The 25,948-nt window shown below is 48.6% G+C and carries 22 protein-coding genes; 6 read left to right on the plus strand and 16 right to left on the minus strand.

The window, feature by feature from the left end; all coding sequences use genetic code 11:
* Window positions 1–22 precede the first annotated feature (22 nt).
* On the plus strand, window positions 23–4,435 hold the full coding sequence (locus FIU82_RS03180) for an EAL domain-containing protein (protein WP_172972695.1): 4,413 nt from the start codon (window positions 23–25) through the stop codon (window positions 4,433–4,435).
* Between the two features lie 6 nt (window positions 4,436–4,441).
* Here FIU82_RS03180 and FIU82_RS03185 read toward each other — a convergent pair whose 3' ends face one another.
* Entirely contained in the window at window positions 4,442–5,389 is a 948-nt protein-coding gene (locus FIU82_RS03185; RefSeq protein ID WP_045979579.1) for an ion transporter, read from the minus strand.
* 6 nt (window positions 5,390–5,395) lie between these two features.
* On the minus strand, window positions 5,396–8,071 hold the full coding sequence (locus tag FIU82_RS03190; RefSeq protein ID WP_152440322.1) for a bifunctional acetate--CoA ligase family protein/GNAT family N-acetyltransferase: 2,676 nt from the start codon (window positions 8,069–8,071) through the stop codon (window positions 5,396–5,398).
* 68 nt (window positions 8,072–8,139) lie between these two features.
* Between FIU82_RS03190 and FIU82_RS03195 the strand changes: the two genes are divergently transcribed.
* Window positions 8,140–8,856, plus strand: a complete 717-nt coding sequence (locus FIU82_RS03195; protein ID WP_152440323.1) for an SIMPL domain-containing protein — start codon at window positions 8,140–8,142, stop codon at window positions 8,854–8,856.
* 81 nt (window positions 8,857–8,937) lie between these two features.
* Here the strand turns inward: FIU82_RS03195 and FIU82_RS03200 are convergent, their stop codons facing one another.
* The 8 genes from FIU82_RS03200 to FIU82_RS03235 all read right to left on the minus strand — a co-directional run bounded on the left by FIU82_RS03200 (window position 8,938) and on the right by FIU82_RS03235 (window position 15,834).
* A complete protein-coding gene (locus FIU82_RS03200; protein ID WP_152440324.1) occupies window positions 8,938–10,776 on the minus strand; it encodes a DUF885 family protein in 1,839 nt (612 codons plus the stop codon).
* Between the two features lie 101 nt (window positions 10,777–10,877).
* The gene (locus FIU82_RS03205) at window positions 10,878–11,396 is read right to left on the minus strand and encodes a DsrE family protein (protein ID WP_022946324.1); all 519 of its coding nucleotides are present in this window, start codon (window positions 11,394–11,396) and stop codon (window positions 10,878–10,880) included.
* A gap of 44 nt (window positions 11,397–11,440) precedes the next feature.
* Complete coding sequence (hemW, locus tag FIU82_RS03210) at window positions 11,441–12,586, minus strand: radical SAM family heme chaperone HemW (RefSeq protein ID WP_152440325.1); 1,146 nt, start codon at window positions 12,584–12,586, stop codon at window positions 11,441–11,443.
* 3 nt (window positions 12,587–12,589) lie between these two features.
* Window positions 12,590–13,174 (minus strand): XTP/dITP diphosphatase, encoded by a 585-nt coding sequence (locus tag FIU82_RS03215; RefSeq protein WP_152440326.1) that lies wholly within the window; start codon window positions 13,172–13,174, stop codon window positions 12,590–12,592.
* A gap of 10 nt (window positions 13,175–13,184) precedes the next feature.
* Window positions 13,185–13,622: a DUF4426 domain-containing protein gene (locus FIU82_RS03220; protein ID WP_053910609.1), complete on the minus strand. Its 438-nt coding sequence runs from the start codon at window positions 13,620–13,622 to the stop codon at window positions 13,185–13,187.
* A 104-nt stretch (window positions 13,623–13,726) separates the two neighbouring features.
* Entirely contained in the window at window positions 13,727–14,260 is a 534-nt protein-coding gene (locus tag FIU82_RS03225) for a YggT family protein (protein ID WP_022946320.1), read from the minus strand.
* A gap of 20 nt (window positions 14,261–14,280) precedes the next feature.
* Entirely contained in the window at window positions 14,281–15,102 is an 822-nt protein-coding gene (gene proC, locus FIU82_RS03230) for a pyrroline-5-carboxylate reductase (protein ID WP_152440327.1), read from the minus strand.
* Between the two features lie 45 nt (window positions 15,103–15,147).
* The gene (locus FIU82_RS03235) at window positions 15,148–15,834 is read right to left on the minus strand and encodes a YggS family pyridoxal phosphate-dependent enzyme (protein WP_152440328.1); all 687 of its coding nucleotides are present in this window, start codon (window positions 15,832–15,834) and stop codon (window positions 15,148–15,150) included.
* A gap of 30 nt (window positions 15,835–15,864) precedes the next feature.
* On the opposite strand from FIU82_RS03235, the gene FIU82_RS03240 reads away from it, so the two are divergent.
* Genes FIU82_RS03240 through FIU82_RS03250 form a run of 3 tightly spaced genes read left to right on the plus strand, consistent with a single transcriptional unit; the run spans window position 15,865 to window position 18,962 of the window.
* Window positions 15,865–16,914, plus strand: a complete 1,050-nt coding sequence (locus FIU82_RS03240; RefSeq protein ID WP_022946317.1) for a type IV pilus twitching motility protein PilT — start codon at window positions 15,865–15,867, stop codon at window positions 16,912–16,914.
* A 13-nt stretch (window positions 16,915–16,927) separates the two neighbouring features.
* On the plus strand, window positions 16,928–18,061 hold the full coding sequence (locus FIU82_RS03245) for a PilT/PilU family type 4a pilus ATPase (RefSeq protein ID WP_022946316.1): 1,134 nt from the start codon (window positions 16,928–16,930) through the stop codon (window positions 18,059–18,061).
* Window positions 18,039–18,962 (plus strand): hypothetical protein, encoded by a 924-nt coding sequence (locus FIU82_RS03250; RefSeq protein ID WP_253946338.1) that lies wholly within the window; start codon window positions 18,039–18,041, stop codon window positions 18,960–18,962. Before FIU82_RS03245 ends, FIU82_RS03250 begins: the two co-directional genes overlap by 23 nt.
* On the opposite strand, the gene ruvX is transcribed toward FIU82_RS03250, so the two are convergent.
* From ruvX to FIU82_RS03280, 6 genes are read right to left on the minus strand one after another with little or no spacing between them, the layout of a single operon-like run.
* The gene (ruvX, locus tag FIU82_RS03255; RefSeq protein ID WP_022946314.1) at window positions 18,922–19,371 is read right to left on the minus strand and encodes a Holliday junction resolvase RuvX; all 450 of its coding nucleotides are present in this window, start codon (window positions 19,369–19,371) and stop codon (window positions 18,922–18,924) included. The two genes, FIU82_RS03250 and ruvX, sit on opposite strands and share 41 nt — an antisense overlap.
* Window positions 19,368–19,925, minus strand: a complete 558-nt coding sequence (locus tag FIU82_RS03260; RefSeq protein WP_022946313.1) for a YqgE/AlgH family protein — start codon at window positions 19,923–19,925, stop codon at window positions 19,368–19,370. The genes ruvX and FIU82_RS03260 overlap by 4 nt, the downstream gene beginning before the upstream one ends.
* A 14-nt stretch (window positions 19,926–19,939) precedes the next feature.
* Complete coding sequence (gene gshB / locus FIU82_RS03265) at window positions 19,940–20,893, minus strand: glutathione synthase (RefSeq protein WP_045979570.1); 954 nt, start codon at window positions 20,891–20,893, stop codon at window positions 19,940–19,942.
* Between the two features lie 54 nt (window positions 20,894–20,947).
* Entirely contained in the window at window positions 20,948–21,682 is a 735-nt protein-coding gene (rsmE, locus tag FIU82_RS03270) for a 16S rRNA (uracil(1498)-N(3))-methyltransferase (RefSeq protein ID WP_026111304.1), read from the minus strand.
* 37 nt (window positions 21,683–21,719) lie between these two features.
* Window positions 21,720–22,148, minus strand: coding sequence for a hypothetical protein (locus FIU82_RS03275; protein ID WP_152440329.1), 429 nt, complete (start codon window positions 22,146–22,148; stop codon window positions 21,720–21,722).
* A gap of 18 nt (window positions 22,149–22,166) precedes the next feature.
* On the minus strand, window positions 22,167–23,057 hold the full coding sequence (locus tag FIU82_RS03280; protein WP_022946309.1) for a hypothetical protein: 891 nt from the start codon (window positions 23,055–23,057) through the stop codon (window positions 22,167–22,169).
* A gap of 71 nt (window positions 23,058–23,128) precedes the next feature.
* Here FIU82_RS03280 and glnE point away from each other — a divergent pair, with 71 nt between their 5' ends.
* The gene (gene glnE, locus FIU82_RS03285) at window positions 23,129–25,942 is read left to right on the plus strand and encodes a bifunctional [glutamate--ammonia ligase]-adenylyl-L-tyrosine phosphorylase/[glutamate--ammonia-ligase] adenylyltransferase (protein WP_152440330.1); all 2,814 of its coding nucleotides are present in this window, start codon (window positions 23,129–23,131) and stop codon (window positions 25,940–25,942) included.
* Window positions 25,943–25,948: the final 6 nt, after the last annotated feature.

Below are 25,948 nucleotides of genomic sequence, written 5' to 3' on the forward strand. Positions count from 1 at the left end.
TTGCTGCTTCTTAGCGTGTGCAGTGAGTGCCAAAGTACAACGACTGTCGCCGAATGAAGGACTGTCGCAAAGCTATGTCAGTAATATGTTGATCGATAAATACGGCTATTTGTGGTTAGGCACCGAAAGCGGTTTGAATCGCTACGATGGTTATCAGGTCATTGCTGTGGCCGGAGACAACGGCGAGCTTGATGAGGCGATGATCGACGCTCTCTATCAAGACCAACAAGGTCATATTTGGATAGCCTCATTACTCGCTGGGTTACATCGTTTCGACCCTGATACCGGGCGTACTGAGCAAGTGCTGGGGCCGCCACAGAGCGACGACGTTACGTTCGCTAAAGCGGTATTTACTATGCTGGCTATTGGCCCCAATGAGCTTTGGCTTGGTCGTGGTGAGGATGTGGCGAGCCTGAATATAGAGACCGGCGAAGTTACCTCATTGTTCACGCTGGAGAGTAAAGATGAGCGCTCTTTAGTAAGGCAGATGTTTAAATTCGGCGAGCAGGTCTATGTCGGTACTAGCTCGGGTGCCTATATCTATGATTTGCAGACTAAGAAAGTCCGTTCTTTGGCACACCTTCCCGCAGGCATCAGTGGGATTCACCGTAATAATGTGAAGTCTTTCGCGGTGATAGACGCTGAACATTTGTTGGTTGGCACGGTAAAAGGTCTGTATCAGCTTGATATTAACGCCGATGGTTCGCTCGCCGCTGATGCACATTCGCCTGCTAGCGAAATGTTAATAGCTGACTTGAACATATGGCAAATGCAGGTGTTAGGCGAAGACACCGTACTGTTGGCCACTGATAAAGGCTTATTTGAATTTAATATTTCCACCCGAGCTCTGCGTAAACGTCGCCAACTTATCGACAGCGAGTACAGTTTGTCAGACGCCAGTATTATCGCCATGCAAGAAACGCCACAAGGGGATTTGTGGGTGGGAACCAAAAGTGATGGCGCCTTCTTTTTACCGAAAAAGCATTTTCAATTTGATAATCTAACAGCACAGAATTTACGTGGCGAGGGCCTGTCGCACCATAATATTTGGGCATCCACTGTGGTCGATAATACCCTTTATTTGGGTACTCACAATGGCCTTACTATTGTCGATACACAGCACAATAGCAGCCAAATTTTGTACAAAAACTATTTGAGCGATCAGCTTGATAATGCTTTTAGTATTTACAGGCTCATTCCTTTTGCTGATCAGTTACTGTTAAATACTACACGAGGCTTATTCTATTTCGATATTGATAGTACTGAGCTACATCGTGTTATTGCTACCAACAGTGACCAGCAACAGTATTTGCAAGGCTGGTTACATGGCCTATACAAAACCCCAGATAACCGCGTATATGGAGTGAATCAAGACCAAGGATTCTTCTATTTCGACTTAGATACGAAAGTGCTCACGCCGCTGCACGGCGACCTTGATGAGTTTGACCCGTTCCTAGCGCTGGGCTTCAACAAACCACTGCCTGATAAGCCGAACCAACCCTTATTTTACAGTGGTGGTCAGTTGTTACGCCTTGATAGCGAGCAGCAAAAATTACAGCTGCTCTACGAAGTACCTCAGTCCCATGAAAACTTGGCGGTGAATCTCAACAGCTATGTCGTCGACCATCAAAATGTTTTGTGGCTATCGTTTTCTAACTTTGGACTAGTGGCGCTGGATGCGCGCACATTCGAGCTGATTAAACGCATCGATTTACAGAAACTAGGGCTGGGGACCTTAATGTATGATTTGGTGCTGGATGAGCATGGCATGATTTGGATGAGTAGCCACAAAGGTGTTTGGCGTTTTAATCCATTAACTGAGCACTTTCAGCAATATACCACCGAAGAAGGGTTGGCCACGAATGAGTTTAATGGCGGCTCTTTTAGCCGTTTTGATGATGGTCGAGTGGTGTATGGTTCCGTTAAAGGCGCAACACTTTTTTACCCACAGCAGAACCAGCCGCAGCGAGCGTTACTTAAGCGCGTCAATATTACTTCCGCGCAGCTCGCCTATCGGGAGTTAGATAAACAACTTAGCCCGTTAGAGCAAGTGCATCTAGAGCATGATGATATCGGCTTAGAGGTGTCTTTTGCGGCAATGATATATAACTATCAAGACCGTATTATTTTTCAATATCAGCTTGGCGACAGTCCCAAAGCACATACCAAAGATAATAACCGGGTGGTATTTTCAAAGCTTAACCCAGGTTTGCATACTCTCAAGGTGTGGGCACAGGACCCATTCACAGGCGAATTTACTGATCCCGCGCAGCTGCAAATCAAGGTCGATTATCCGCCTTGGAGCTCACCTTTTTACCTGACTTTATATGTACTGCTGGGGGCGACCCTGGTGGGCTTGTGGCTGTACCGCCGTAATCAGATTCAGCGCATGATTATTGCTGCCCACAATGAGAGTAAAGAGTCAGAAGCTCGGCTGAAACTCGCCTTGGACGGCAGTCACTCTGGGGTATGGGATTGGCGACAAGAGGGGAGCCAAATATACCAACCGCGCCTGCGCGAGGAACTTGGTTATGACTACGATAGCTGCCACTTAGATGATTATCTGGCACTTATTCATCCTGATGAGCGGCAAAAATTCCGTATTGAGTGGTTAGAGTTCTTGTCCACAGATAAGGGTTACTTCAACTGTGTGTATCGCTTGCGTCACAGCAACGGTTTATGGCGCTGGTATAAGGACTTTGGCAAAGTCATGGCGTGGCAAGACGATTTGCCTATGCAAGTTGCTGGTACCTATACCAATATGACCCGGGAGTTGGTATTTGAAGAAAATGCACGGCTATTTGGTGCAGCGTTTGAGCAAACCAGTGATTGGGTGATTATTCTTGATCATAAATTGCGTATCCGTGCCACTAACCAAGCGTTACGGGAGCATTTTAACTATTCACCAAGTACACGCTCAAGTCGACACCTCACTCTTGGGTTGAGCAAAAATACCCGTATTAACTACTTACGTATCTTGAATGACCTCAATGTGGGTGAGCATTATCAGAGTGAGGAAGTTGTCATTATTAAAAATGGTGAGCAGGTACCGGTACTATTGAAAATGAGTGCGGTGGCAGATGCTGAGCACCACCTCACCAGCTATATCATTATCCTTACCGACATTAGCGCGCCTAAAAATGCTCTCGCCAGTAAGCGTGAGCATGCCCATTACGATAGTTTAACGGGCTTGCCTAATCGGGCTCTTTTTATGGACCGAGTGGAGCATGCGCTGGAGCAATCAGCGCGGCAACAAAACCAGTGTGCATTAGTACTGATTAATATTGCCAATCTTAATAAAATCAATAGTGCGCGTGGCTTCGAAAGTGGTGATCAGCTGTTACTTAGCCTCGCTTATAGGCTACAGCGTACGGTGCGTTCGCAAGACAGTCTAGGGCGTGTGAGTGGCGATGAGTTTGCATTGCTGTTGGAGAATATGGACGATGTCGAACATATCGTCACTGTGTGTAAAAAAGTACGCGATGTATTAACTCAGCCGTTCAAGCAGCGGGTAATGGAACCGCTGGTTGAGGTTAGCCTTGGGATCGCGCTTTTCCCACAAGACGCGCAACGCAGTGACGAGTTATTAAAGTGTGCTGATTTGGCGATGTATCAGGCAAAGCGGCTAACCGGGAGCCACTGTCAGTTCTTTAAGCCGGAAATGAACGCTTATGTGCAACGGCGTATAGACACCGAAAAAGCAGTGGCATCTGCTTACGAGCAGTGTGAGTTCGTCAATCAGTATCAAGCTATTTTTGCAGCGCAGAATCAGCAAGTTATCGGCTTTGAGGTGTTATTACGCTGGCAAAAGCAGCAGCAATTACTTGCTCCTGACGAATTTTTAGTTCATGTGCGCAAGCCCGAACTATGGTCTAGGTTATTTTTACAAACCCTAGAGCGAGCGATACTAGAGAGTCAGCTTTGGTTGCGCCAGCGCCACGATTTGACTATAAACATGAACCTGTCCGGGCGCGAGTTTAGCCAACCGGGGTGTACCGGCGATATCACTCACCTGCTGCGCAGTTTTAACTTTCCCCTCGCGCAGCTGATGTTGGAAATACATGTGAATGATTGGCTGCAGTTAGACGAGCAAGCCAAACAAGCATTGCAAATGCTTCAGCAAGAGGGTGTAAAAATAGCTCTGCAGGTCAATCGTGGTGATGACTTTTGTGTCCCTGAACTGTGTGGTGATACGCTCAGCGCAGTGAAGTTGGGTCCGCAGTTAGTTGCTGAAATTTGTATGGATATGTCGGTGCAAGCTAAAGTCACTCGTTTTCTCAAGGTGGTTAACGCCTTGGAGCTGACCGTGATTGCCGTTGGCGTGGAAACTGAGCGCCAAGCACAGCTGATGCGTGACATCGGCTGTGCTGCGATACAAGGGTTTCACATGCAGCGCCCAGCCTTGGGCGACAGCATTGCTAGTTTGCTTAAGTAACCGCAGCTAATTTAGGTGATGCCCACAATGTGGGCAAAAGCGCTTTAAAGGATGTTTTTCCCGTACTTGTTGCTCTATTTGCGCGCACTCTTGCTTGCTCAGACCCAGCTCTACTCTTAGTTCATCGAGATGTTCACGATCATCAACACAAATCACTCCGTCTTCCATCAGTTGGTAAGCTGTTTCGCTGTATCTATCACGACGTTGGCGCAGTTGGTCGGAGAAGCTAGATGCCAATAAGCCAGTGGGAATGGCCACCATCCCCATACTTAAAATGGTAATGATGCCACCGAATACCTTGCCTAACCCGGTGATCGGCACGACATCGCCATACCCTACGGTCGTCAGGGTGATCAATGCCCACCACATGGCCTTGGGAATAGAGCCAAACTTATCGGGTTGGACATCATGTTCCAGTAAGTAAATGCCACTGGCGGCGACGATTAAAATCACCGCCATAATAGAGAAGGCCGCAAACAAAGAGCCACTTTCTTCTCGAATGGTTTGCAGCAGCAACTGCATGGCCCGCGAGTAGCGTGTGAGTTTGAAGATACGCAGCAGTCGTAAGACCCGCAAAAAGCGCAAGTCGAAGGACACAAAGAACACCAGTAGAGAGGGCAGAATAGCCAACAAATCGATAATGGCCATGGGCGAGCAAAGGTAGCGCAGGCGCCGTTGCGTATCACTCAAAGTGCTGTTCTCAAAGCGCTCCAAATCAACACTGGTCCACAACCGAGCCAAATACTCAAGGGTAAAAATGCTCACCGATATAAGCTCAAAATAAGCGAAAAAGCCAATGTGCTGTTTAGCAACACTGGGCACCGACTCAATTACAATGGCAATGACATTGGCGAGGATCAGTGCCACTAAAATAGCGTCAAAGGCGTAGCCGTAATGGCGTACGCGGCCTCGTGATTCAAATACTTGCGCTAAGGTATTTCTTATTCTTATCATCGTTTCTCATTCATTATTCAGCGCCAAGATCATCTCTATCGTGCCTTCTTCAAAGTCGCGATGCACGGTAAATCCGAGCTTGCGTGCCAACTCAATCATTCCGGTGTTCTCCCACAAGGTGGTCCCTTGAACGCTGGCAACCCCTTGCTCTTTACAGTAGTCAATGGCAGCCTGTAGGAGCAGCCGGCCTAGGCCCAAACCTTGATACTGCGAGCCAATGACAATGGCAAACTCCGCTATGGCATTATCTGGGTCCATAAGTACCCGTGATACACCTAAGGTGCAGTCTTTAGCATGGTGTTTACGGGTGACAATAAACGCCATTTCTCTGTCGTAGTCTATCTGAGTCATTTTCGCTAATTGTTCATGGCTAAAATGGGGCATTTCGCCAAAAAAACGGCGATAACGATCCTCTTTCGACAAAGATTCATCAAACTCACGGTGTGCTTGCTCGTCTTCGGGGCGGATAGGGCGCAGTAAGGCTTGAGAGCCATCTTTGAGTGTCACCGAACGCTCCCATTCTTTAGGGTAGGGGCGAATGGCCAAACGCTTACGATGTGCTAGGCGTTGGTAGTGACTGATTTCAATACAAGCATCGAGCACCAAAAACTGGCCTTGGGTGGCAAGCAGTGGGTTTAGCTCCAAGTGATGAATATCCGGTTGATCGATTATCAGCTGTGACACCCGGGTCAGTAGTGCACAGAGTCGATATTTATCCACTTTTTCTGGTAGCGTCCGCTCCTTGAGTACGCCCTTATCTTGGGCGCTGGCAATCAGGTACTTGGCCAAATTCATGTTTAACGGCGGCAGGGCGACCGCCGCTTGTGAAAAATCAAGGGCGCTCCCGGCCTCACCCAGCAGGATCACTGGCCCAAATTGGGGATCGGTTTTAATGGCAATGCGCAGCTCATGAGTACCGGCGCGCGGCACCATAGGTTGGATGGAAAAGCCATGAATATTGGCCTGTGGGTAGGTTTGCTTGATACGCAGCAAGATAGCAAACGCGGCTTGCTCTACCTCATGTGCATCATTGAGGTTGAGCAGCACGCCTCCGACCTCAGATTTGCTAGCAATGTCAGGGCTAATCAGCTTTAACACAACCGGAAAGCCACATTCGCTGGCCACCTCAGCAGCTTCGCTGGGAGTGGTGGCGATATGGGTAGTCACCGTATCAATACCATAATAGGCCAATAAGGGCGCCGCTTGGTGGGTACTGAGGTGGGTTTCACCGCGACTTAAATGAGCATTAATAGCACCTTGGGTATCCTGGGCATTAATTGCTAACTCATCAACGATGGACTCAGGGGTTTGCGTTAAGTGCTTTTGGTTACGGCGATAGTTAATTAAGTGCATATATGCACCTACTGCGCCCTCTGGTGTGCGGTAGGTGGGAATGCCGCCTTGGGCGCATATCTTGCGCGCTTCATAAGCGGCATTTTCACCCATAAAATTGGTCATCACAAAAGGACGACGACGGCTATCGACTTGGGCCACGGTATCGACAATGATTTTTGCATACTCGGTACTCGGCGCCAGTGCAGAAGGAGTGTGAATAATTAATAAGTTCTCCACTTCTTTGGCTTCGAGCAATATTTCCAAGGCTTGTTGATAGCGTCCCGGGTCGGAGTCGCCGAAAATATCCACCGGGTTAGCGGCTGCTTCTGATTGTGGGATCACCGCATTGAGCGCCGCCAAGGTCTCGTCACTGAGCTCACAGAGTTTACCGGAGCTCTGTAGTAGGCTGTCCACAGCCATCACCGCTGGGCCGCCGCCATTGGTAAGAATACACAGCGGTTCGACTTTGAGCAGTTTAGGGTGCAGCGCCAGAGTTTGCGTGGCGGCAAATAGCTCGTGTAAATCAGCAACTCTGAGCATACCGGCACGCTGAATGAGGGCATCATATACCGCATCTGAACTAGTGTTGCCGCCGGTGTGAGCGAAAGCAGCTTGGGCGCCGGCCTCGGTACGTCCGGTTTTGATAACAATCACCGGTTTACTAAAAGCAGCAGCACGGGCCGCAGAAATAAAGCCACGAATGTCTTTGAGGTTATCAATGTAAAGTAATACCGCTTTAGTGCGCGCGTCGCGACCGAGAAAATCAAGCAGCTCGCCAAAATCGATATCGAGGCAATCCCCGACAGAGACAAAATAAGAAAAGCCAATATCTTTATGGTCGGCCCAGTCTAAAATGGTTGAGCACACCGCTGCCGACTGAGAGATAAAAGCGAGCTTCCCTGGGCGGGTGACAGTGTGTGAAAAGCTGCCATTAACGCCTAAATGGGGGATCATCAAACCCAAGCAATTGGGCCCCAGTAAATTCATTCCCAGCGCCTTACAATGCTGCGTGAGGCTGTGCTTTTGCTCGCTGCTAAGCCCGGCGGCGATAACAATAACATTGTGGCATTGGCGAGCGGCTAATTCACTAAGTAAGCTCGCAATGGTCTGCTTATTGGTGCAGATCACCGCGAGACTAGGAGTCTGTGGCAGACTGGCAATATCGGCATAGGCCAGTACCCCATGTACCGCTTCATATTTCGGTGTGACTGGCATAATGGGGCCATTGAAGCCCCCTTGTAGCAAGTTACGCATCACGATGTAACCAGGGCGCGAGGGGTTATTAGAGGCGCCAATAACGGCAATCGATTGGGGGTTGAAGAACTGACTAATGCGTTTTACGCTCATAGCTCACTCTTTTTGGTACACTGATCACTGAAATATACTCTCACACTTGCTGTAAAAGGAAAGCATCAATGCACAAAAGTATAACGCACATCAATATATTACCGGCATTTTTGTTAGCTTTGGGGCTGGCCTCAATTGGTTTTTTGCTACACAGCGCAATAGTGCAATTTAAAGCCATGGACAGAACGGTCACGGTTAAAGGTTTGGCCGAGCAGCAAGTGCATGCAGATACCGCCATTTGGCCCATTGCCTTTACCGAGGCGGGGGATAAACTTGATGATGTGATGGCGGCGGTGGAGAAAAAGCAAGCTGCTGTGGTGGCCTTTTTAAAACTGCATGGTTTCAGTGATGAAGAAATATCCCTCGGCCAGGTCGCGGTGGTAGACAAGAAAGCCCAACAATATGGTCCAGAGCAAGTGGGGTTAAGGTACCTGGTGACCGCGAATATGTCGGTGTACAGCCAAGACCCCGAGAAAGTTCGTCATGCGAGCAGTCAGATCAGTGAACTGGCAAAACAAGGAATTGCTGTCAGTGGCGATAGCTACAGCAATCGTATTGAGTATTTATTCACGAGCTTGAATGACTTAAAACCGCAGATGATTGAACAGGCAACTCATAATGCCCGTGAAGTGGCGACCAAATTTGCCCATGATTCGCAATCAACGCTCGGCAAAATTAAGTCGGCGCGCCAAGGCCAATTTAGCATTAGCAGCCGCGATTCCAACTCGCCGCATTTAAAAAAGGTCAGGGTGGTGAGCACCATTGAGTATTACTTGGTGGATTAGCCCTAAGACAGCGGGCTTTAGTGCGAACATAAAAAAGCCGTAACAAACTTTTTGCTTGTTACGGCTACTGTTTCTCTTGCCTTATGCCTGCTTGCTAGCGACCCATTCGGCAACCATTTCTTCAAGTAGGTTCAGTGGTACTGGGCCATTCTTAAGCACGATATTGTGGTATTCACGAATATCGAATTTATCACCGAGCGCCTGTTTAGCTTGCTCGCGCAGCTCAACGATTTTCAGCATACCAATCTTATAAGCGGTGGCTTGTGATGGCATAACGATATGACGCTCAACCATTTTCACTGCGTCTGACGTTGCATTAGGGGTGTTATTGACGTAGTAGTCTATACCCTGTTGACGCGTCCAACGTTTAGCGTGGATACCGGTATCTACAACCAAGCGGCATGCGCGCCAAAGTTCCATCGCTAAACGGCCAAAGTCAGAGTAAGGGTCTTGATACAGCCCCATTTCTTTTGGCAGCAGCTCTGAGTACAGTCCCCAGCCTTCGGTGTAAGCGGTAAAACGCCCGTATTTACGGAAGTTAGGCACGCCTTCGAGCTCTTGGGCAATGGCGATTTGCATGTGGTGACCTGGGATCCCCTCGTGATAAGCCAAGGCTTCCAACTGATAGGTGGGCATGGCTTCCATGTCATACAAGTTAGCGTAGTAGACACCTGGGCGTGAGCCATCGGGAGCCGGCTGTTGATAGAAGGCTTTACCCGCTGACTTTTCGCGGAATGCCTCGACACGTTTTACTTTTAGTCCGGCTTCAGGTTTTACTAAGAACAGCTCATCGAGGCGTCCCTTCATGTCATCAATCACACGAATAGCTTCATTTAGGTATGCTTCGCGACCGGCTTCGGTATCGGGGTAATAGAATTGCTCATCGGTTTTCATAAACTCCATGAACGCTTTTAAATCGCCCTCGAAGCCGACTTTTTCTTTAATAGCGCGCATTTCATCATGAATGCGCTGTACTTCCGCAAGACCGATGGCGTGGATTTGTTCCGCGCTTAAATCGGTGGTGGTGGTGCGCTCCAGCATGGTGTTATAGAAGGCTTTTCCATCAGGGAATTTCCAAGCACCGTCACGGTTATCGGCGCGTTTTTCAAGCTGTTGTAGGTAGCTGATTAAGCCGTTATATGCTGGCTTGACTGAGACTTGTAGCGCTTCGGTGGCTTCGGCAATTAAGGCGCTCTTATCGCCATTGTCGATATCTAGCTTGTCGACTTTGCGTTTAAAGTCGGCCAATAAGGTAGAGTCTTTATCACCACCGAAGGGGGCACCTTTAATGATGTTCTGGCTGGCTTCAATGACGTGTGGGAATACAAATTTCGGGGCAATGATGCCTTTGTCTGCGCGAGTTTGTAAATTGGTTTGTAGCTGTGTAAATAGCTTAGGCACCCCATTTAAACGAGCAATGTAGGCTTTGGCATCCTCGACAGTGCTGATTTGGTGTTGGTTGATAAGGAACGCCGCCACCATAGAGTGGGTGCCAAACATTTGGTTAACTGGGTAGTTGTGGTAGCGCCATTGGTAATCAGCGATGCTTTGCTCTAAATTTTGTTGCATTAGGTCATAGCTGATCTGGGTATTCGCATCGAGCTTAGCGCGATCTATGGTCGCCAGCGTGGCGAGATCTTTTTTCGCTAACGCTAAATCTTCTTTCGCGCGTGCTTCGCTTTCATCGTCCCACTTGTCATAGTCTTTTTTAATGCCCATGTAGGTTTGGTACACAGGGCTGCGCATCACATTACGGTTAAAGACCTCTTCGAAAAATGCATTGGCCTTTGCTACTTCCGATTGCACCACTTGCTGCTGTACTGGCGCACTGTTAGCAGTGCTGTTATTTGCTGGGGTGCCTTGGCAGCCAGCCAGTAGTGCGGCACTGACAGTGGCCGCGATTAGAGTGAGCTTACGCATAGTTAGATACCTATTTCACTTGTTGTTTTAATATTGCACATAGCGCCAAGTATCACAGTCGTTAGGCTAAATGCAGGACTGCGCTATTGGCTGCTATATCGCTAAAATGGATTCAGTGTATACCCTTGTTGTTGTAATTGTGCATGGGCGGTCATGGCAGAAAGGGCCATGCGGACCCCAGGCAACAACTGCTTAGCATTGATGTTGTTGTGCTTTGCCGATTGGCCGCACACATACACTTGGGTATTATTTGCGAGCAGTTGGCGAATTAACGAAGCGTTGGCATTATCAGCGGCAAATCGCGCTTGGTATTCACTGCTCTTGAGTACATCTTGGGTCGCATCGCCATGAACCACCAGTGCCAATGCTATATTTTTTGGATTCACGCCATGGGCCACATGCATGTTTATAAATCGGGCTAATGAGTTGATGTGGTTATTTTGCTCACCAACCGGTGCCCCAGAGGCCACGTCAAAGGCAATTTTAAAGTGCATGTCCTGGCCAATAGGGTCACTATCGGGTACCGGATAAAAGAGCCCAAAGTCTTTAATGACCGGCTCATTAGTGGCGCTGTGCGCCGTACCAGCCAACAGTGTTATTAGCAAAAACACCCACCTCATTGTGCTTATCCTTCTGTGTTTGTGGCTACTCTATAAGCCGAAGTTTAATCGTCAACAAAGAGCGCAAGTAACTCATTAAGGTAACGATGACCCTGAGCTGTGACTGTTAGTTGGGTATTATCTAATGCGATTAACCCTAGTTGCTGCGCTCGTTGCAGCTGCGGCTCAATATGCGATAACGCCAAGCCGGTCAGCTGGGCAAATTCAGTGATAGGGCAAGACTCCATTAACCGCAAGCGATTCATCATAAACTCAAATGGCCGCTCTTGTTCGCTGACTGACCAGTCGCGATACAAATATGGCTTGGTTAAATCCATATAGCCGCGCGGGTGCTTGACCTTCTCGGTGCGCACGATCTGCCCATCAGGCTTGGTTATTTTGCCATGAGCGCCACAGCCTATGCCTAAATAATCGCCGAATCGCCAATAATTTAAGTTGTGTTGGCACTGATGCCCCGGCTTTGCGTAGCCGGAAATTTCATACTGCTGGTAGCCCGCTTCGGCCAACAGTGCTTGCCCGCTTTCTTGGATTTGCCATAAGGTGTCGTCCTCTGGCAGGGTCGGGGGCTTGGAGTAAAATTGCGTGTTAGGCTCAATAGTAAGCTGATACCAAGAAATGTGCGGGGGTTGCAGCGCGATGATTTGTGTTAAGTCTGCCAATGCATCATCAATAGACTGGCCGGGGAGGCCGTGCATCAAATCGAGGTTAAAGCTGCGAAGGCCAACATCATGGGCTTGTTTTGCCGCATTGATGGCTTCTTCTTGGCTATGAATGCGGCCCAAAGCTTTCAGCTTATCTTGTTGCATTGATTGCACCCCGATAGAGATGCGATTGACGCCGGCTTGGACATACTCACTGAAACGCCCCGCCTCAACTGTGCCTGGGTTTGCCTCCAAGGTCACTTCGGCATTGTCCTGCAAGGGAATGAGCGCTCTTACACCGTCAAGTAATTGCTGCATGGCCCGGCCGGAGAGCAAGCTTGGCGTACCACCACCAATGAAAATACTGTGAATAGGACGTCCACAGGCGAGCGGCGCGTCATTGCGCAGGTCGCCAAGCAGATGCTGGACATATTCTTGCTCAGGGATTTGTTGGCCTTTTTGCGCATGGCTGTTGAAATCGCAATAAGGGCATTTTTGGACACACCATGGGATGTGAATATATAAGCTCAAAGGTGGAAGGTGTTGCACTGTTTAGCCTTTTAACGCGCTGAGTAAGTGGCGTAGTGCTTGTCCACGATGGCTCAGACGATTTTTTTCTTCCTTGCTTAGCTCGGCGCTGGTTTTTTCCAAACCATTTACTTTGAATACCGGGTCATAGCCAAAACCTTGGGCACCGCTGCGCGATGAGGTGATTTCTCCTTCCCAAGTGGCTTGGCAGATTAATGGCAATGGGTCGTGTTGGTGGCGCACCAGCACTAACACACAGCAAAAGCGGGCACTGCGTTGGTTTTTGCCCTGCATGGCCGTGAGTAATTTATCTATGTTGTCGTCATCGTTGGCATTCGCCCCAGCATAGCGAGCGCTATACACGCCGGGAGCACCATCAAGGGCATCAACAATCAATCCAGAGTCATCGGCGATTGCAGGCAGACCCGTTTCGGCGCTGGCGTGGCGAGCCTTAATAATGGCGTTTTCAACGAAGGTAGTGCCAGTTTCTGCAACATCGCTTACCTGGAACTCACTTTGTGGTTTTATTTCAATATTTAGCTCGCTTAACAGCGCACTGAGCTCAGCAACTTTGCCTTTGTTACCTGTGGCTAGCACCCAAGTGGTCATGTATTCTCTCTTAATGTTCGTACAGTTTTTGATGGAAACGCAGCACTTCAACTGTGTTTCCTTGCGTTAAGGTTATTTCAAAGCGATAAACTTCTTCGTTATCAAAGCGCATTTGGGCTATGTAATAGATGCTCTCGCCTTCTTTAATTTCTTTAAAGGTTAACTGTTCTGTTTGACCAATGAGGTTTTTGGCGCTGCCTTGAATGTCGACGGCTTGGGCTTGGTTATTTTGTAATACCGAAATATTGATTAGGGCTCTATCGCCAGCCCGTTCTAGGTCATAGTTACGCGCAACTTCTGCGGGAACGGATGTTGAGGGAAAGGCAATATAGTGTACTTGCCAGTGACCCAAGTTTTTAAATTGACCCCCTTGAACTTCGGCTTGCTCGCCATAGCTGGGGGAGATGCTGAGTATGCATAACAGCAATGCAGTGAACAGGGTTTTCATAATATGACTCCTGTGGTTAGGCGTTGGCCTTAGCTCGACCAACGCACTCTTTACCCTTAAGTGTACCAGAGATCAGCAAAGCCGGGGCTTGCTGCGAGTTCAGGTTAGCCAATAAAGTCCATAAACAAAATTTGTAAGAACTGTAAGGCGATAATCAAGACAAGGATAGAAAGATCTAAGCCACCAAGGGGTGGGATCACCTTGCGTATCGGCCTTAGCATGGGTTCAGTAAGTTGATGGAAAATCGCTTCTATGGGATTGTAACCTTGGCTGACCCAGCTCAAAATGGCGCGAATAATGAGTACCCAGAACAGTAAGTTAAGACCTTCTTTAACTACCGTTAGAGCGCCGGAGATAAGCACCGTAGGGGCACTCCAGCCGCCGTGGAACATCATCAGAAGCACACTGACCTTGGCAAAGGCAACAATGAATGCCAGCACCAGTGAAGCGATATCCAAACCGCCAAAACCGGGGATGATTTTACGTAATGGGTTCACTGCAAAACTGGTGGCCTTCACCACAAATTGACTCAGCGGATTATAGAAATCCGCTCGCACAGCCTGCAGCCAAAAGCGCAACAGCACCACCATTAAAAATAGATCGAATACGATCCCAACAAGAAATTGCATGGCATTCATGAGCTTAGTCTCTTCGCAAGTTAAATTTCTTTTTCCATCTCTTGGGCACGGGCAATACAGGCATCCATGGCTCCGGCAACAGTCTGTACTAGGCCTTGGTCTTTTAGGTGCTCAACGGCAGCGTGGGTGGTACCGCCTTTAGAGGTGACGTTAGCGCGCAGTTGCGAAATGCTAATATCGTCCTGCGACAAGGCCATCTCCGCTGCACCCAAAGCTGTTTGTTGTACTAGTGCTCGAGCTTGTTGCTCATCAAAGCCTAGTGCCTTAGCTTTTTCTTCAATGGCTTCCATAAACAAGAAGAAGTATGCAGGTGAAGAGCCAGTAACGGCAATAATGTTGTTAATTTGCGTCTCTTCATCAACCCATACAGCGATACCGGTGCATTCAAATACACTTTGAATAAAGTCGCGTTCTTGCTCGTTGATACCTTCGGCATACAGGCCTGATACACCACGGCCCAATAATGAAGGCGTGTTTGGCATGCAGCGCACCATTTTTACTGGTTGGCCGAGCATTTCTTGTAAGCGCGCAACAGTAATGCCCGCCGCCACGGAAATAAACACTTTGCCGCTAAAATCAACACCAGCATCAATAAAACTTTGCGCTAAATCCGCCATCATTTGTGGCTTAACCGACAACACGATGACATCGGCCTTTTTAATCGCTTCAACGTTATCCGAGGTGGTTTGTACACCAAAGTCAGCGGCGACCTTCGCGAGTTTTTCCTGATTACGGTTGGTAGCAATAATGCGTTCTTTCGCAAAACCGTTTTTCACCATGCCGCCAATAATGGCGTAGCTCATGTTTCCAGTACCAATAAACGCGATGGTTTTTTGTGACATATAAACCTCAACTTGTTGTGTTATTAGAATATACGATTCAACGTCCTAGCTGCGCTCTCCAAATATAGCAGTGCCCACTCGGACCATGGTTGAACCGGCGGCGATGGCCGCATCCACATCAGCACTCATGCCCATGGACAAGGTATCTAGCTGTGGATATTGGGTCTGTAGTTTATCAAAGCAAGCCTTTAATTTCTCGAAAGATTGCAGTTGCGCATCGAAACTGTCGGTTTTTGCTGGGATTGCCATTAATCCACGCAGGTGCAGCTGTCGACTATTGCCAACGAGTTCAGCCAACTGCGGCAATTGTGCTACTGAACAGCCAGACTTATTGTCGTCGTTATCAATATTCACTTGAATGAGAATATTGAGCGGTTTCATATTCGTCGGGCGCTGCTCATTTAAACGCCGAGCAATTTTTTCCCTATCAACGCTTTGCACCCAGTGGAAGTGCTCGGCAATCGCTTTGGTTTTATTACTCTGAATGGGGCCTATAAAATGCCATACTATTGTCTTATGGTCGTCAAGTGCCTGCACCTTCTCAACACCTTCTTGGACATAGGATTCAGCAAATTCTCGGTGACCATGATCAAAAGCCGCTAAAATATCTTCTAAGGGTTTTTTCTTAGAAACGGCGATTAAAGTGATGTCTTTTTCATCGCGATTGCATTTTTTTGCCGCCGTAGCGATTCGGGCGTAGGCGGCATCGAGTCGTTCTGCTATTGTAACCATAAAGTTATCAGTTAGTTGTGGAGTCCTGTTATGGATATTACTGAATTATTGGCCTTTAGTGTGCAACACAAGGCCTCGGATTTACACCTTTCAGCCGGTGTATCGCCGATGATTCGTGTCGACGGCGACGTGCGCCGTATTAACATTCCCGTGCTTGAGGCCAAGGAAGTCAGCGGCCTTGTCTACGACATTATGAACGATAAACAGCGCAAAGAATACGAAGAAAACCTAGAAGTGGATTTCTCGTTCGAGGTTCCTGACTTAGCGCGTTTTCGTGTTAACGCCTTTAATTCTAACCGAGGCCCAGCAGCGGTGTTTCGTACCATCCCCAATGAGGTGCTGACCTTGGATGATTTGGGCGCGCCGGAGATATTTAAAACCATCTCGGAAAACCCACGTGGTCTGGTATTGGTGACTGGGCCAACAGGTTCTGGTAAATCAACCACCTTGGCGGCGATGATTGATTACATCAATAAATCACGCCACGACCATATCCTCACCATTGAGGACCCGATAGAATTCGTACACCAAAACAAGCTAAGCTTGATTAACCAGCGGGAAGTTCACCGTGATACGCACAGCTTTAACAATGCCTTGCGCAGTGCGTTGCGTGAAGACCCCGACGTTATCTTGGTCGGTGAGCTGCGGGACTTAGAAACCATTCGCCTAGCGATGACCGCAGCAGAAACAGGTCACTTAGTGTTTGGCACCTTGCACACCACCTCAGCACCAAAAACCATTGACCGTATTATTGACGTCTTCCCCGGTGAAGAAAAAGACATGGTACGTTCGATGCTTTCAGAATCACTGCGCGCGGTTATCTCGCAAACACTGTTGAAAAAAGTGTCGGGCGGGCGAATTGCGGCGCACGAGATTATGATAGGTATCCCAGCGATACGAAACCTTATTCGTGAAGATAAAATCGCGCAGATGTACTCGTCGATTCAAACTGGCGCTGCGCATGGTATGCAGACCATGGACCAGTGCTTACAAAACTTGTTAAACCGTGGCCTTATCAGCACACAGGCAGCGCAGGCGAAAGCCCATGATAAGACCCAATTCGGCATGTCGGGTCAGTAGTAGGATTAACACCATGATACAACCTTTAGCGCATTATTTGCAGAAGATGATCGCCTTGCAGGCATCGGATTTATTTGTTTCTACGCATTTGCCGGTGAGTGCCAAAGTGAATGGCGAGCTCACCCCCCTTGATGACTATGTGCTCAGTGATGATGAGGCATTGACCTTGGTAGAATCGGCAATGTCCGATAAACAAATCAATGAGTTTCATAACTCTAAAGAATGTAACTTTGCCATTGCCACCGATGAGGGACGTTTCCGTATCTCGGCATTTTGGCAACGTGATCAGGCGGGGATGGTTATTCGTCGTATCGTTACCACCATACCCGACGTTAATGAACTCGGTCTGCCTTCAGTGCTTACCGATGTGATCATGAAAAAACGTGGTCTAGTGCTGTTCGTCGGTGGTACCGGCACCGGTAAGTCGACCTCATTGGCGGCGCTACTGGGTTATCGTAACCGCAACCAAAAAGGCCATATCCTTACCATTGAGGATCCAATTGAATTCGTACACGAGCATAACAAAAGTATCATTACCCAACGTGAGGTTGGACTTGATACCGAGAGTTTTGAGGCTGCACTGAAGAGCTCGCTGCGTCAGGCGCCGGATGTAATTCTCATTGGTGAGATCCGCTCGCAAGAAACCATGGAATATGCGTTAAGCTTCGCTGAAACTGGCCATCTGTGTGTTGCTACCTTGCACGCCAACAACGCCAACCAAGCCATTGACCGTATTATGCACTTGGTGCCCAAGGAAAAGCATGACAAGCTCAAATATGATTTAGCCCTTAACTTGCGCGCCATTATTGCTCAGCAGCTGATCCCTACCACAGATGGTAATGGTCGTGTGGCAGCGATTGAGGTGTTACTAAACTCACCGATGATTGCCGAGCTGATCAAAAAAGGCGAAATCGGCTCCATCAAAGAGGTGATGGCTAAGTCCAAAGAAATGGGCATGCAAACCTTCGACCAAGCGCTGTTTGATCTGTACAAGCAAAACCTTATCAACTACGCCGATGCGCTGCACCACGCTGACTCACCGAACGATCTTCGTTTGATGATTAAGCTTCGTAACAACGAACAACAAGGTGCAGGCTTCCTACAAGGGGTAACGGTGGACGGCCTTGGCGACGATAGCGATAGCTAAACGCTCAAGCGTAAGAAGTATCAGGGCGTTCTTTTACGCGCTGATACTCACCGTGCTACTGCCTGCTCAGGGCAGGGAGCAAAGCATTGACATCTATTTGCGTGATGATGTTTATACCGATTATGTGGCCTTTCTGGCTGGGCGCTCGCCCTTAGCCGTCAGCGACTTTAGCGGTAAGCGTGTGCGTCGAGATGTGGTCGATATGATAGTAGCGCAGCAAGCGCTGCGTCTAGGCGGCTTCGAGTACACCTTTAACTACCGTGTCGGCAAGATTAATTTTCGTAATACGCGGTTGCTAGAACAAGGTAAATTATTAATTAGCTTTGATACCTATTGGCGTGCTGATGCGCTGATACTCAGCGAGGCGGTTTTTGTCAGCGATGCGGTGATCCGTCAAGGTGAGTATTATGCGGGAATTTATAGTCACCCAGATAACACGCGGGTGCAGAGTATAACATCGCTGGCCGATATGACCGCACTCACCGCTGTATCCACGCCGCGCTGGCGCAGTGATTGGCGCACCTTGCAGGCACTGCCGTTAAAACGCATCATTAAAGAAGATGAATGGTTATCGCAAGCGCGCATGGTGTCGATGCAATGGGTCGACTTTATGTTGATGCCACTGATGCCTCAGTATAATAACCATTACCAGCTGGATAACATATCACTGAAGGCGCATCCGCACTTTGTTGTGCAAATAAAAGACAGTCGTCACTTCGTAGTGTCTCGTAATCACCCCCAAGGTCAGCAGGCCTTTGAAGCACTCCAAAAAGGGCTGGCCAAACTGCGCGAGCAGGGCCGAATTCGAGCAGCTTACGAGCAAGCGGGGTTTATACCTGATTTAGCGCAGATGGCAGTGCTTAATAGCCCCCTTGAGCGGCAAAAAAGCTCTCCAGAATAAGCACCGCAGAGGCATTATCAATATTGCCTTTACTTAGGTTTCGGTAGCCGCCCTCGGCGAATAGCTGCTCCTTGGCGGCGGCCGTGGTTAGTCGTTCATCTTGGGTTTGTACTGGTAACCCCGTTTGATTGTGCAGGCGATTGGCAAACTTCCGTGCCCGGCGCGTGAGCTCTTGCTCGCTGCCATCCATATTCAGTGGTAAACCTACCACTAACAAGTCTGGCTGCCATTCATCGACCAGGGTACGAACATCATCCCAATTAGGAATACCATCACGAGCCTTGATAGCCCGCAGACCATTAGCAGTACCTGTTAACTCTTGGCCGATGGCGGCGCCAATACTCTTGGTACCAAAATCAAAGCCCATTACACTGCGCTGGCCCATTTTAGAGCTTGAGGACTCACTCATGCGTGACCCGCCTCCAAGCTAAGCTTATTAGCATCAATACCCATAAGTTCTAAGGCTTTATGCCAGCGCTCGTTGATGGGGGTATTGAAAATAACCTCCGGGTCGGCTTCCATAATTAGCCACGAGTTTTCCAATAGCTCTTGCTCTAACTGACCCTCAGACCAACCGGCATAACCTAAGGTGATGATAAATTGCTCTGGCGCATCCTCGGTGGTGAGACTCGCAAGGACGTCTTTGGAGGTGGTGATCATTATCTCGGAGCTTAAACTTTGCGATGACGCGTAGCCCGGCTTAGGCGTGTGTAGCACAAAGCCTCGGTCAGTTTTCACCGGTCCGCCAGCAAACACCTGGCGCCCAGCGGCTTGTTGGTTTTTATCGTTGTCGATGTCTATTTTGTCCAATAACTCACCCACCGTGACATCAATAGGTTGGTTAATCACCAAACCCATGGCGCCTTCGTCGTTATGCTCGCAAATATAGGCCACTGCGTGTTTGAAAAATGGCTCTTGTAACGAGGGCATGGCGACCAAAAAGTGGTTGGTTAATGACTGCATAGACATCTCCACGATTAAGAGGTTGTTAAATTGCGCTCAAGCGCGTCAAAAAACAATGCGGTGACAGAAAAGTTGCTCTCAGCCTCTATTTCTTTAACGCATGTTGGCGCGGTAACGTTCACTTCAGTGAGTTTGTCACCAATAATATCCAGACCCACAAATAATAGTCCCTTGGCCTTTAGCGTTGGCGCCAGTGTCTCAGCGATACGGCGCTCATCATCGGTGAGAGGGCGCACCTCACCGCGACCACCGGCGGCAAGATTGCCTCGGGTTTCGCCTTTTTGAGGAATACGCGCTAAGCAGTAGGGAACCACTTCGCCATCAACGACTAGCACTCGTTTGTCGCCGTCTTTAATGGCGGGAATATAGTTTTGGATCATAGCATAACGCTTGCCATGCTCAGTCAGGGTCTCGATGATCACACCGATATTGGCGTCGTCTTCTTTGACTCGAAAAATAGAGGCGCCGCCCATGCCATCGAGTGGCTTCATAATGATATCACCATGTTCAGCCAAGAAGGCGCGGATCTGCTTCGCCGAGCGGGTCACTAAGGTGTCTGGGGTAAATTCGCTAAACCAGGCGGTATAAAGCTTTTCGTTGGCATCACGCAGACTTTGCGGTTTATTAACGACTAAGGCGCCGGCCAGTTCTGCGCGCTCTAAGATATAGGTGGCGTAGATGTATTCGGTATCAAAAGGTGGGTCTTTGCGCATTAAAATAATATCAAGATCGCCCAAGGCAATGTCCTGTTGCGGCGCTAAGTCATACCACTTCTCGGCATTATCAAACACATGGGCGCGAGCAGCGTGAGCAAAAGCTTCACCTTGGCGCAGAAACAGATCGTCCATTTCCATATAATACAATTCATAGCCGCGCTTTTCGGCTTCCAGCATCATTGCAAAGCCGGTGTCTTTTTTAATATTAAACCCAGAAATTGGGTCGCTGATAATGCCCAGTTTAATTGCCATTGCTCTACTCGTTTAATCAATCTAATTATTTTATGGGGTTGGCGCGCAGTAAATTCAATTCGCTAAATCACCAAACTGCATCTGTAACGCACTTAAGACCGTTAAAGCCGCCGTTTCTGTGCGCAAGACGCGTGGACCTATGCGAATATCCATAAAGCCATGCTCATGACTGCTGTGGATCTCTGCATCGGTAAAGCCGCCTTCAGGGCCAACTAAAAAGCGCACACCCGCACTTGGCGCCGGCATAGTTTTAATACTGTGCTGCGCGCGAGGATGTAACGTAAGCTTAGTGGCGTCGCTCGGCTGGGTTAGCCATTGCTCCAGAGCGATTGGCGGGTGAATGGTGGTAATACGATTACGACCACATTGCTCGGCTGCGGCGATAGCGATTTTCTGCCACTGTTGATGCTTCTTTGCTAAGCGTTCGCCATTGAGCTTAACCCCACAGCGCTCACTAAATAGCGGGGTAATTTCGCTCACCCCGAGCTCCACCGACTTTTGAATGGTAAAGTCCATCTTATCGCCACGGGAGATCACTTGCCCAAGATGGATAGCAAGGGGAGATTCACATTCACTATCGATAAACTCTATACAGCGAACGGTCACGTATTTTTTGCTGCTATCAACGATTTCACAGTGATACTCACCACCGTGGCCGTTAAACAGCCGCAGTTGATCGCCAACTTGCATGCGCAACACACGGCCTACGTGCCCAGCTGCATCATCACTTAAATTAAAGTCTGTACCTAAAGCGCCTATGGTCGGCTCGAAAATATGCGGAATTCTCATTACGCTGTCCATCATCAGGATTTTGCGACAGTCTAAACTAGTCGCCTAAATGCGCAAGTATATCAGGATCCTGATTACAGCTGAGGTGATTTTGGTGATAGGGCGTAGTCAGCGGTGTAAGGTGGTAATCAGCGCCTTGCTTATTAATTAATAACCGATTTTCATGTAACGAATCAATGACCCATTTAAAGGAATTGCTAGCACTTTCATAGGCGCAGGTAAACACCAGCACGCCAGCAACGCTATGGTGTCGCGAGGCGTAACTTGATAATTCAGCTACACTGATTTCGTTATCAAAGTCACAATAACAATAATCCTTTACCTGCTGGTCAAACATAAGCTTAACCATATGACGGGTGTTCGCTCCAGCAACTATCACTCCGTGCGCATAGGGATTGGCGCAAAAGGCTCGGCTCAACAGCGGATCGCTGTCGATGAGTAAATAGTTGCTAAGATCCTTATCCATTCATTCTCTCCGTTGCCACTAGGCGAAAAACTGAATCAGCAAATAGCCCATGGCACAGTATACAGAAAACACCACTGCAGCAATGCCAACATTGTCTTGGTGATCAACCTCGACCCCGGTGTCGACACGATAAAGTACGATCAACAACACGGCGCGAGCCATGGCATTGACCAATAACCACATCAGACCGCAGTGCACAGCCAATGTAAAGACATTTTCTACCATCTTGCCGCTGTAGTAATTGGCGCTGGCTAGACCTGCGTAAAGGGCCAGAGCCATGCCTACAGATTTGCCTGCGTAACGAATACCGATTGAGGTATTTTCCAAGTTAAAGTTACTTTGCAGCGATGCGCCTTGGTTTACCTTAGCAAAGCGAGCTTCGCGCACTTTGCTATCAAGGGCGAATAAGCCCTGCAAAAATAAGAAGTTTACAAACACCACAAGCAAAGAATACATGCTGTTAGTTTGAGACCAACTGACCAAACCTATAACCACAATGCTATTTCCTAATAACATTCCCGAGTCGACTAGGGCGGCGCACACGTTCTGCTTTAAAATAGCCTTCTCTTCATTAAAACGACTGAGAATCCATTTTCGATGAATAGCTTGACCAACTTTTGTAAAAAGTAGCATCAGTATCAGCAAAAGCGGCACTTTCCACGGCTCTTCGCGCATCACCGTCAGTGAAAAGTCATCCACTAGGTAGCCGATAATCAGCACTAACGAGAGCAGGTAACTGGCATAGCTAATTCCCAGCGCAAAGTTATCACGCTGGGCGAGCTCTTCTTTTAAGGCCTGCCGCGCTCTGACTTGGGTGTAAATACGCAGTGCAAACAGCACCGCAGCAATAGCTACGAAGCTAATAGCAAAGGTATATAAGGACTCGTTTGACAAAGAAAAATACGTCATACTGGCAGCCGAAAAGGAACTTTGTTTTCATTCTAGTACGGTTGGCCCTAACTTAAAAGAGAGCGGTATCTATGACTGCACCTTCTGGTTTTAATTCGCAATTACAGCAACTTGGTAAAGATCGCTATGAGCAGATATATGGCGACACGGAAATAGATAACGATTTGTTGCAACTGCTAGCGCTTAGCGACTTTGCCTACGATGTACTCAGTACCCATAAACAGTGGGGAGCGTGGCTTGTTGACCCCGAGCAACAGCAGTGTCGTGCGGTGCCGGATCCTTTGCCGCAGCAGTTAGGCGATGTGTCAGAAACTCAGGCATTGACCATGTTGCGTCGTTACCGCCAGCAGTATTGGCTAAAGGTTGCTTATCTCGATTTGGTATGCGGCAACGACATCGCTGACTCCATGGCTTACGTGTCTGCTTTAAGTGATACGCTGATAGACGCAGCCAATCGATGGGCCTTCGCTCAGGTAGCCAAAGTTAATGGCGCGCCTGTGGACGAACACGGCCACCCGATCGCCATGATGATTTTAGGTATGGGCAAGTTGGGCGGAAAGGAGCTTAATTACTCGTCCGATATCGACCTTATCTTCACTTACCCCCTTAACACCCCCACCCAAGGCGGGCGGCGCAGTATTGAAGCGCAGGTTTTTTACACTAAGGTGGCGCAAAAAGTGATTGCTGCCTTAGACCAACATACCGTAGATGGGCGAGTTTTCCGCGTCGATATGCGTCTGCGTCCCTTTGGGGACAGTGGTCCTTTAGTCATGAGCTTTTCGGCTATGGAGGCGTACTATCAAGAGCAAGGCCGAGAGTGGGAACGCTACGCCATGCTCAAAGGCCGACTCATTCACGCGCCATGTAACTATGTGCACGAGTTTAACGAGATGCTAAGGCCGTTCGTTTATCGCCGATATATTGATTTCTCAGTGATTGAGTCATTGCGCAAGATGAAATCACTGATTGCCCAAGAGGTGCGCCGTAAAGGCTTACAAGACAATATCAAGTTGGGCGCTGGTGGTATTCGAGAAGTGGAATTTATTGTTCAGGCACTACAGCTGATCAGAGGAGGTCGAGAGCCGCAACTACAAACTCAAAGCTTAGCTAAAGCGTTGGCAGCACTGACAGAGCTCGGGGTTTTTACTGACGAGCAACAGCAGCAACTATGGCAAGACTATGCGTTGCTGCGCCAGGTAGAACAATATCTGCAAGCCTTTAATGATGAGCAGACCCAGCAATTACCGCAGTCACAACGTGATTGGCTGCGATTAAATACATTGCTCAATCAAGCTAACGAAGAACACAGTCGTGCAGTTATTGAGGTGGCGATGGGGCGCATACGCGATGAGTTTGAACAAGTCATTGGCTTTGAGCCAGAGCAGGGTGATGACTTGGATGACAGCTATACCCTGGCGTGGGAGCATAACGATACCGAGGCCCTCAGTGATGTGATTGCCAATGCCCAGCAGCGTATGAGCTGGCAGGGACCCCTGAATCACTTTCATGAGCGCGTAAGCAAACAGCCTATAGGTAAACGTGGCAGAGACACACTGGATAAATTAATGCCCCATGTGTTGCAACAGCTGCAGCATGCTCACGCATGTGGTGAAGTCGTGGCCTTGGTCACCAATGTGCTCGATAAAATTATGTCGCGCACCGCCTATTTAGAGTTACTACTTGAAAACCCAGGGGCTCTCCAGCAATTAGTACGCTTATGTGCGCACAGTCGTTGGATTGGCGAACATATTGCTCATTATCCGATTCTGTTGGATGAGCTTATTGACCCTGCGGAGCTCTATAACCCTTTCCCTTTGGATGCCTATAGTAACGAGATCCGCCAATATTTTTTACGCATTGATGAGCATGACTTAGAAATGCAGATGGAGGCGCTCAGGCAGTTTAAGCAAACCCAGCAATTACGTATCGCTGCGGCGGATGCGACCGGTGCGTTGCCAGTAATGAAGGTCAGCGACCACCTCAGCGCGTTAGCGGAGGCGATTATAGAGCAGGCAGTTAACCTTGCCTGGCAGCAAATGGTGGCGCGCTTTGGCAAAGTCCCCGGTACCAATGAGCAACATAAAGGCTTTGCCGTAATCGCCTACGGTAAGGCGGGCGGATTGGAGTTAGGTTATGACTCTGACCTCGATTTAGTTTTTGTTCACAACCACGATGGCGACAGCAGCACCGACGGTGATAAGTCGATTTCCGCACGGCAGTTTTATTTAAAACTAGCGCAGCGCTTGATGCACCTGTTTAACACGCGCACCAGCTCCGGCATTTTATATGAACTCGATACTCGCTTGCGCCCTGAAGGGTCATCAGGCTTGTTAGCCATCAATATCGAGAGCTTTCTTCACTACCAGCAAACTCAAGCTTGGACTTGGGAGCATCAGGCCTTGGTGCGTGCCCGCATGGTCTATGGAATCAGCGCGCTACGCCAACGATTTAGTGAAATCCGTATAGAGATATTAGCGCAAGCGCGGCAGATAGCACCGCTTCGCGACGACGTGATCGCCATGCGAGAAAAAATGCGGCGGCATTTAAACCGAGAAAACGAGTTTATGCTTGATTTGAAGCAGGGTGTTGGTGGGATGACCGATATTGAATTCATCACTCAATTTTTGGTTTTGGCCCATGCGCACCACCATCCAGCATTACTCGAGTATTCAGATAATATCCGCATTTTAGAAGCGGCGGCGCACTGTGGCTGTATCAGCGAACGTCAGACGCAGCAGCTTATACACGCTTATTGCCATTATCGAGGCTTATATCATGTACTGAGTTTACGCAATCAAGAGAAAATGGTTGCCAAAATAGAGCTGCAAGATGAAATCGCCTCGGTCAGCCAAATCTGGGAGCAACTTTTTGCTGCTCCCAAATGAGGGGCA

The organism is Pseudoalteromonas sp. THAF3 (assembly GCF_009363775.1).
GTDB classification, from domain to species: Bacteria; Pseudomonadota; Gammaproteobacteria; order Enterobacterales; family Alteromonadaceae; genus Pseudoalteromonas; species Pseudoalteromonas ruthenica.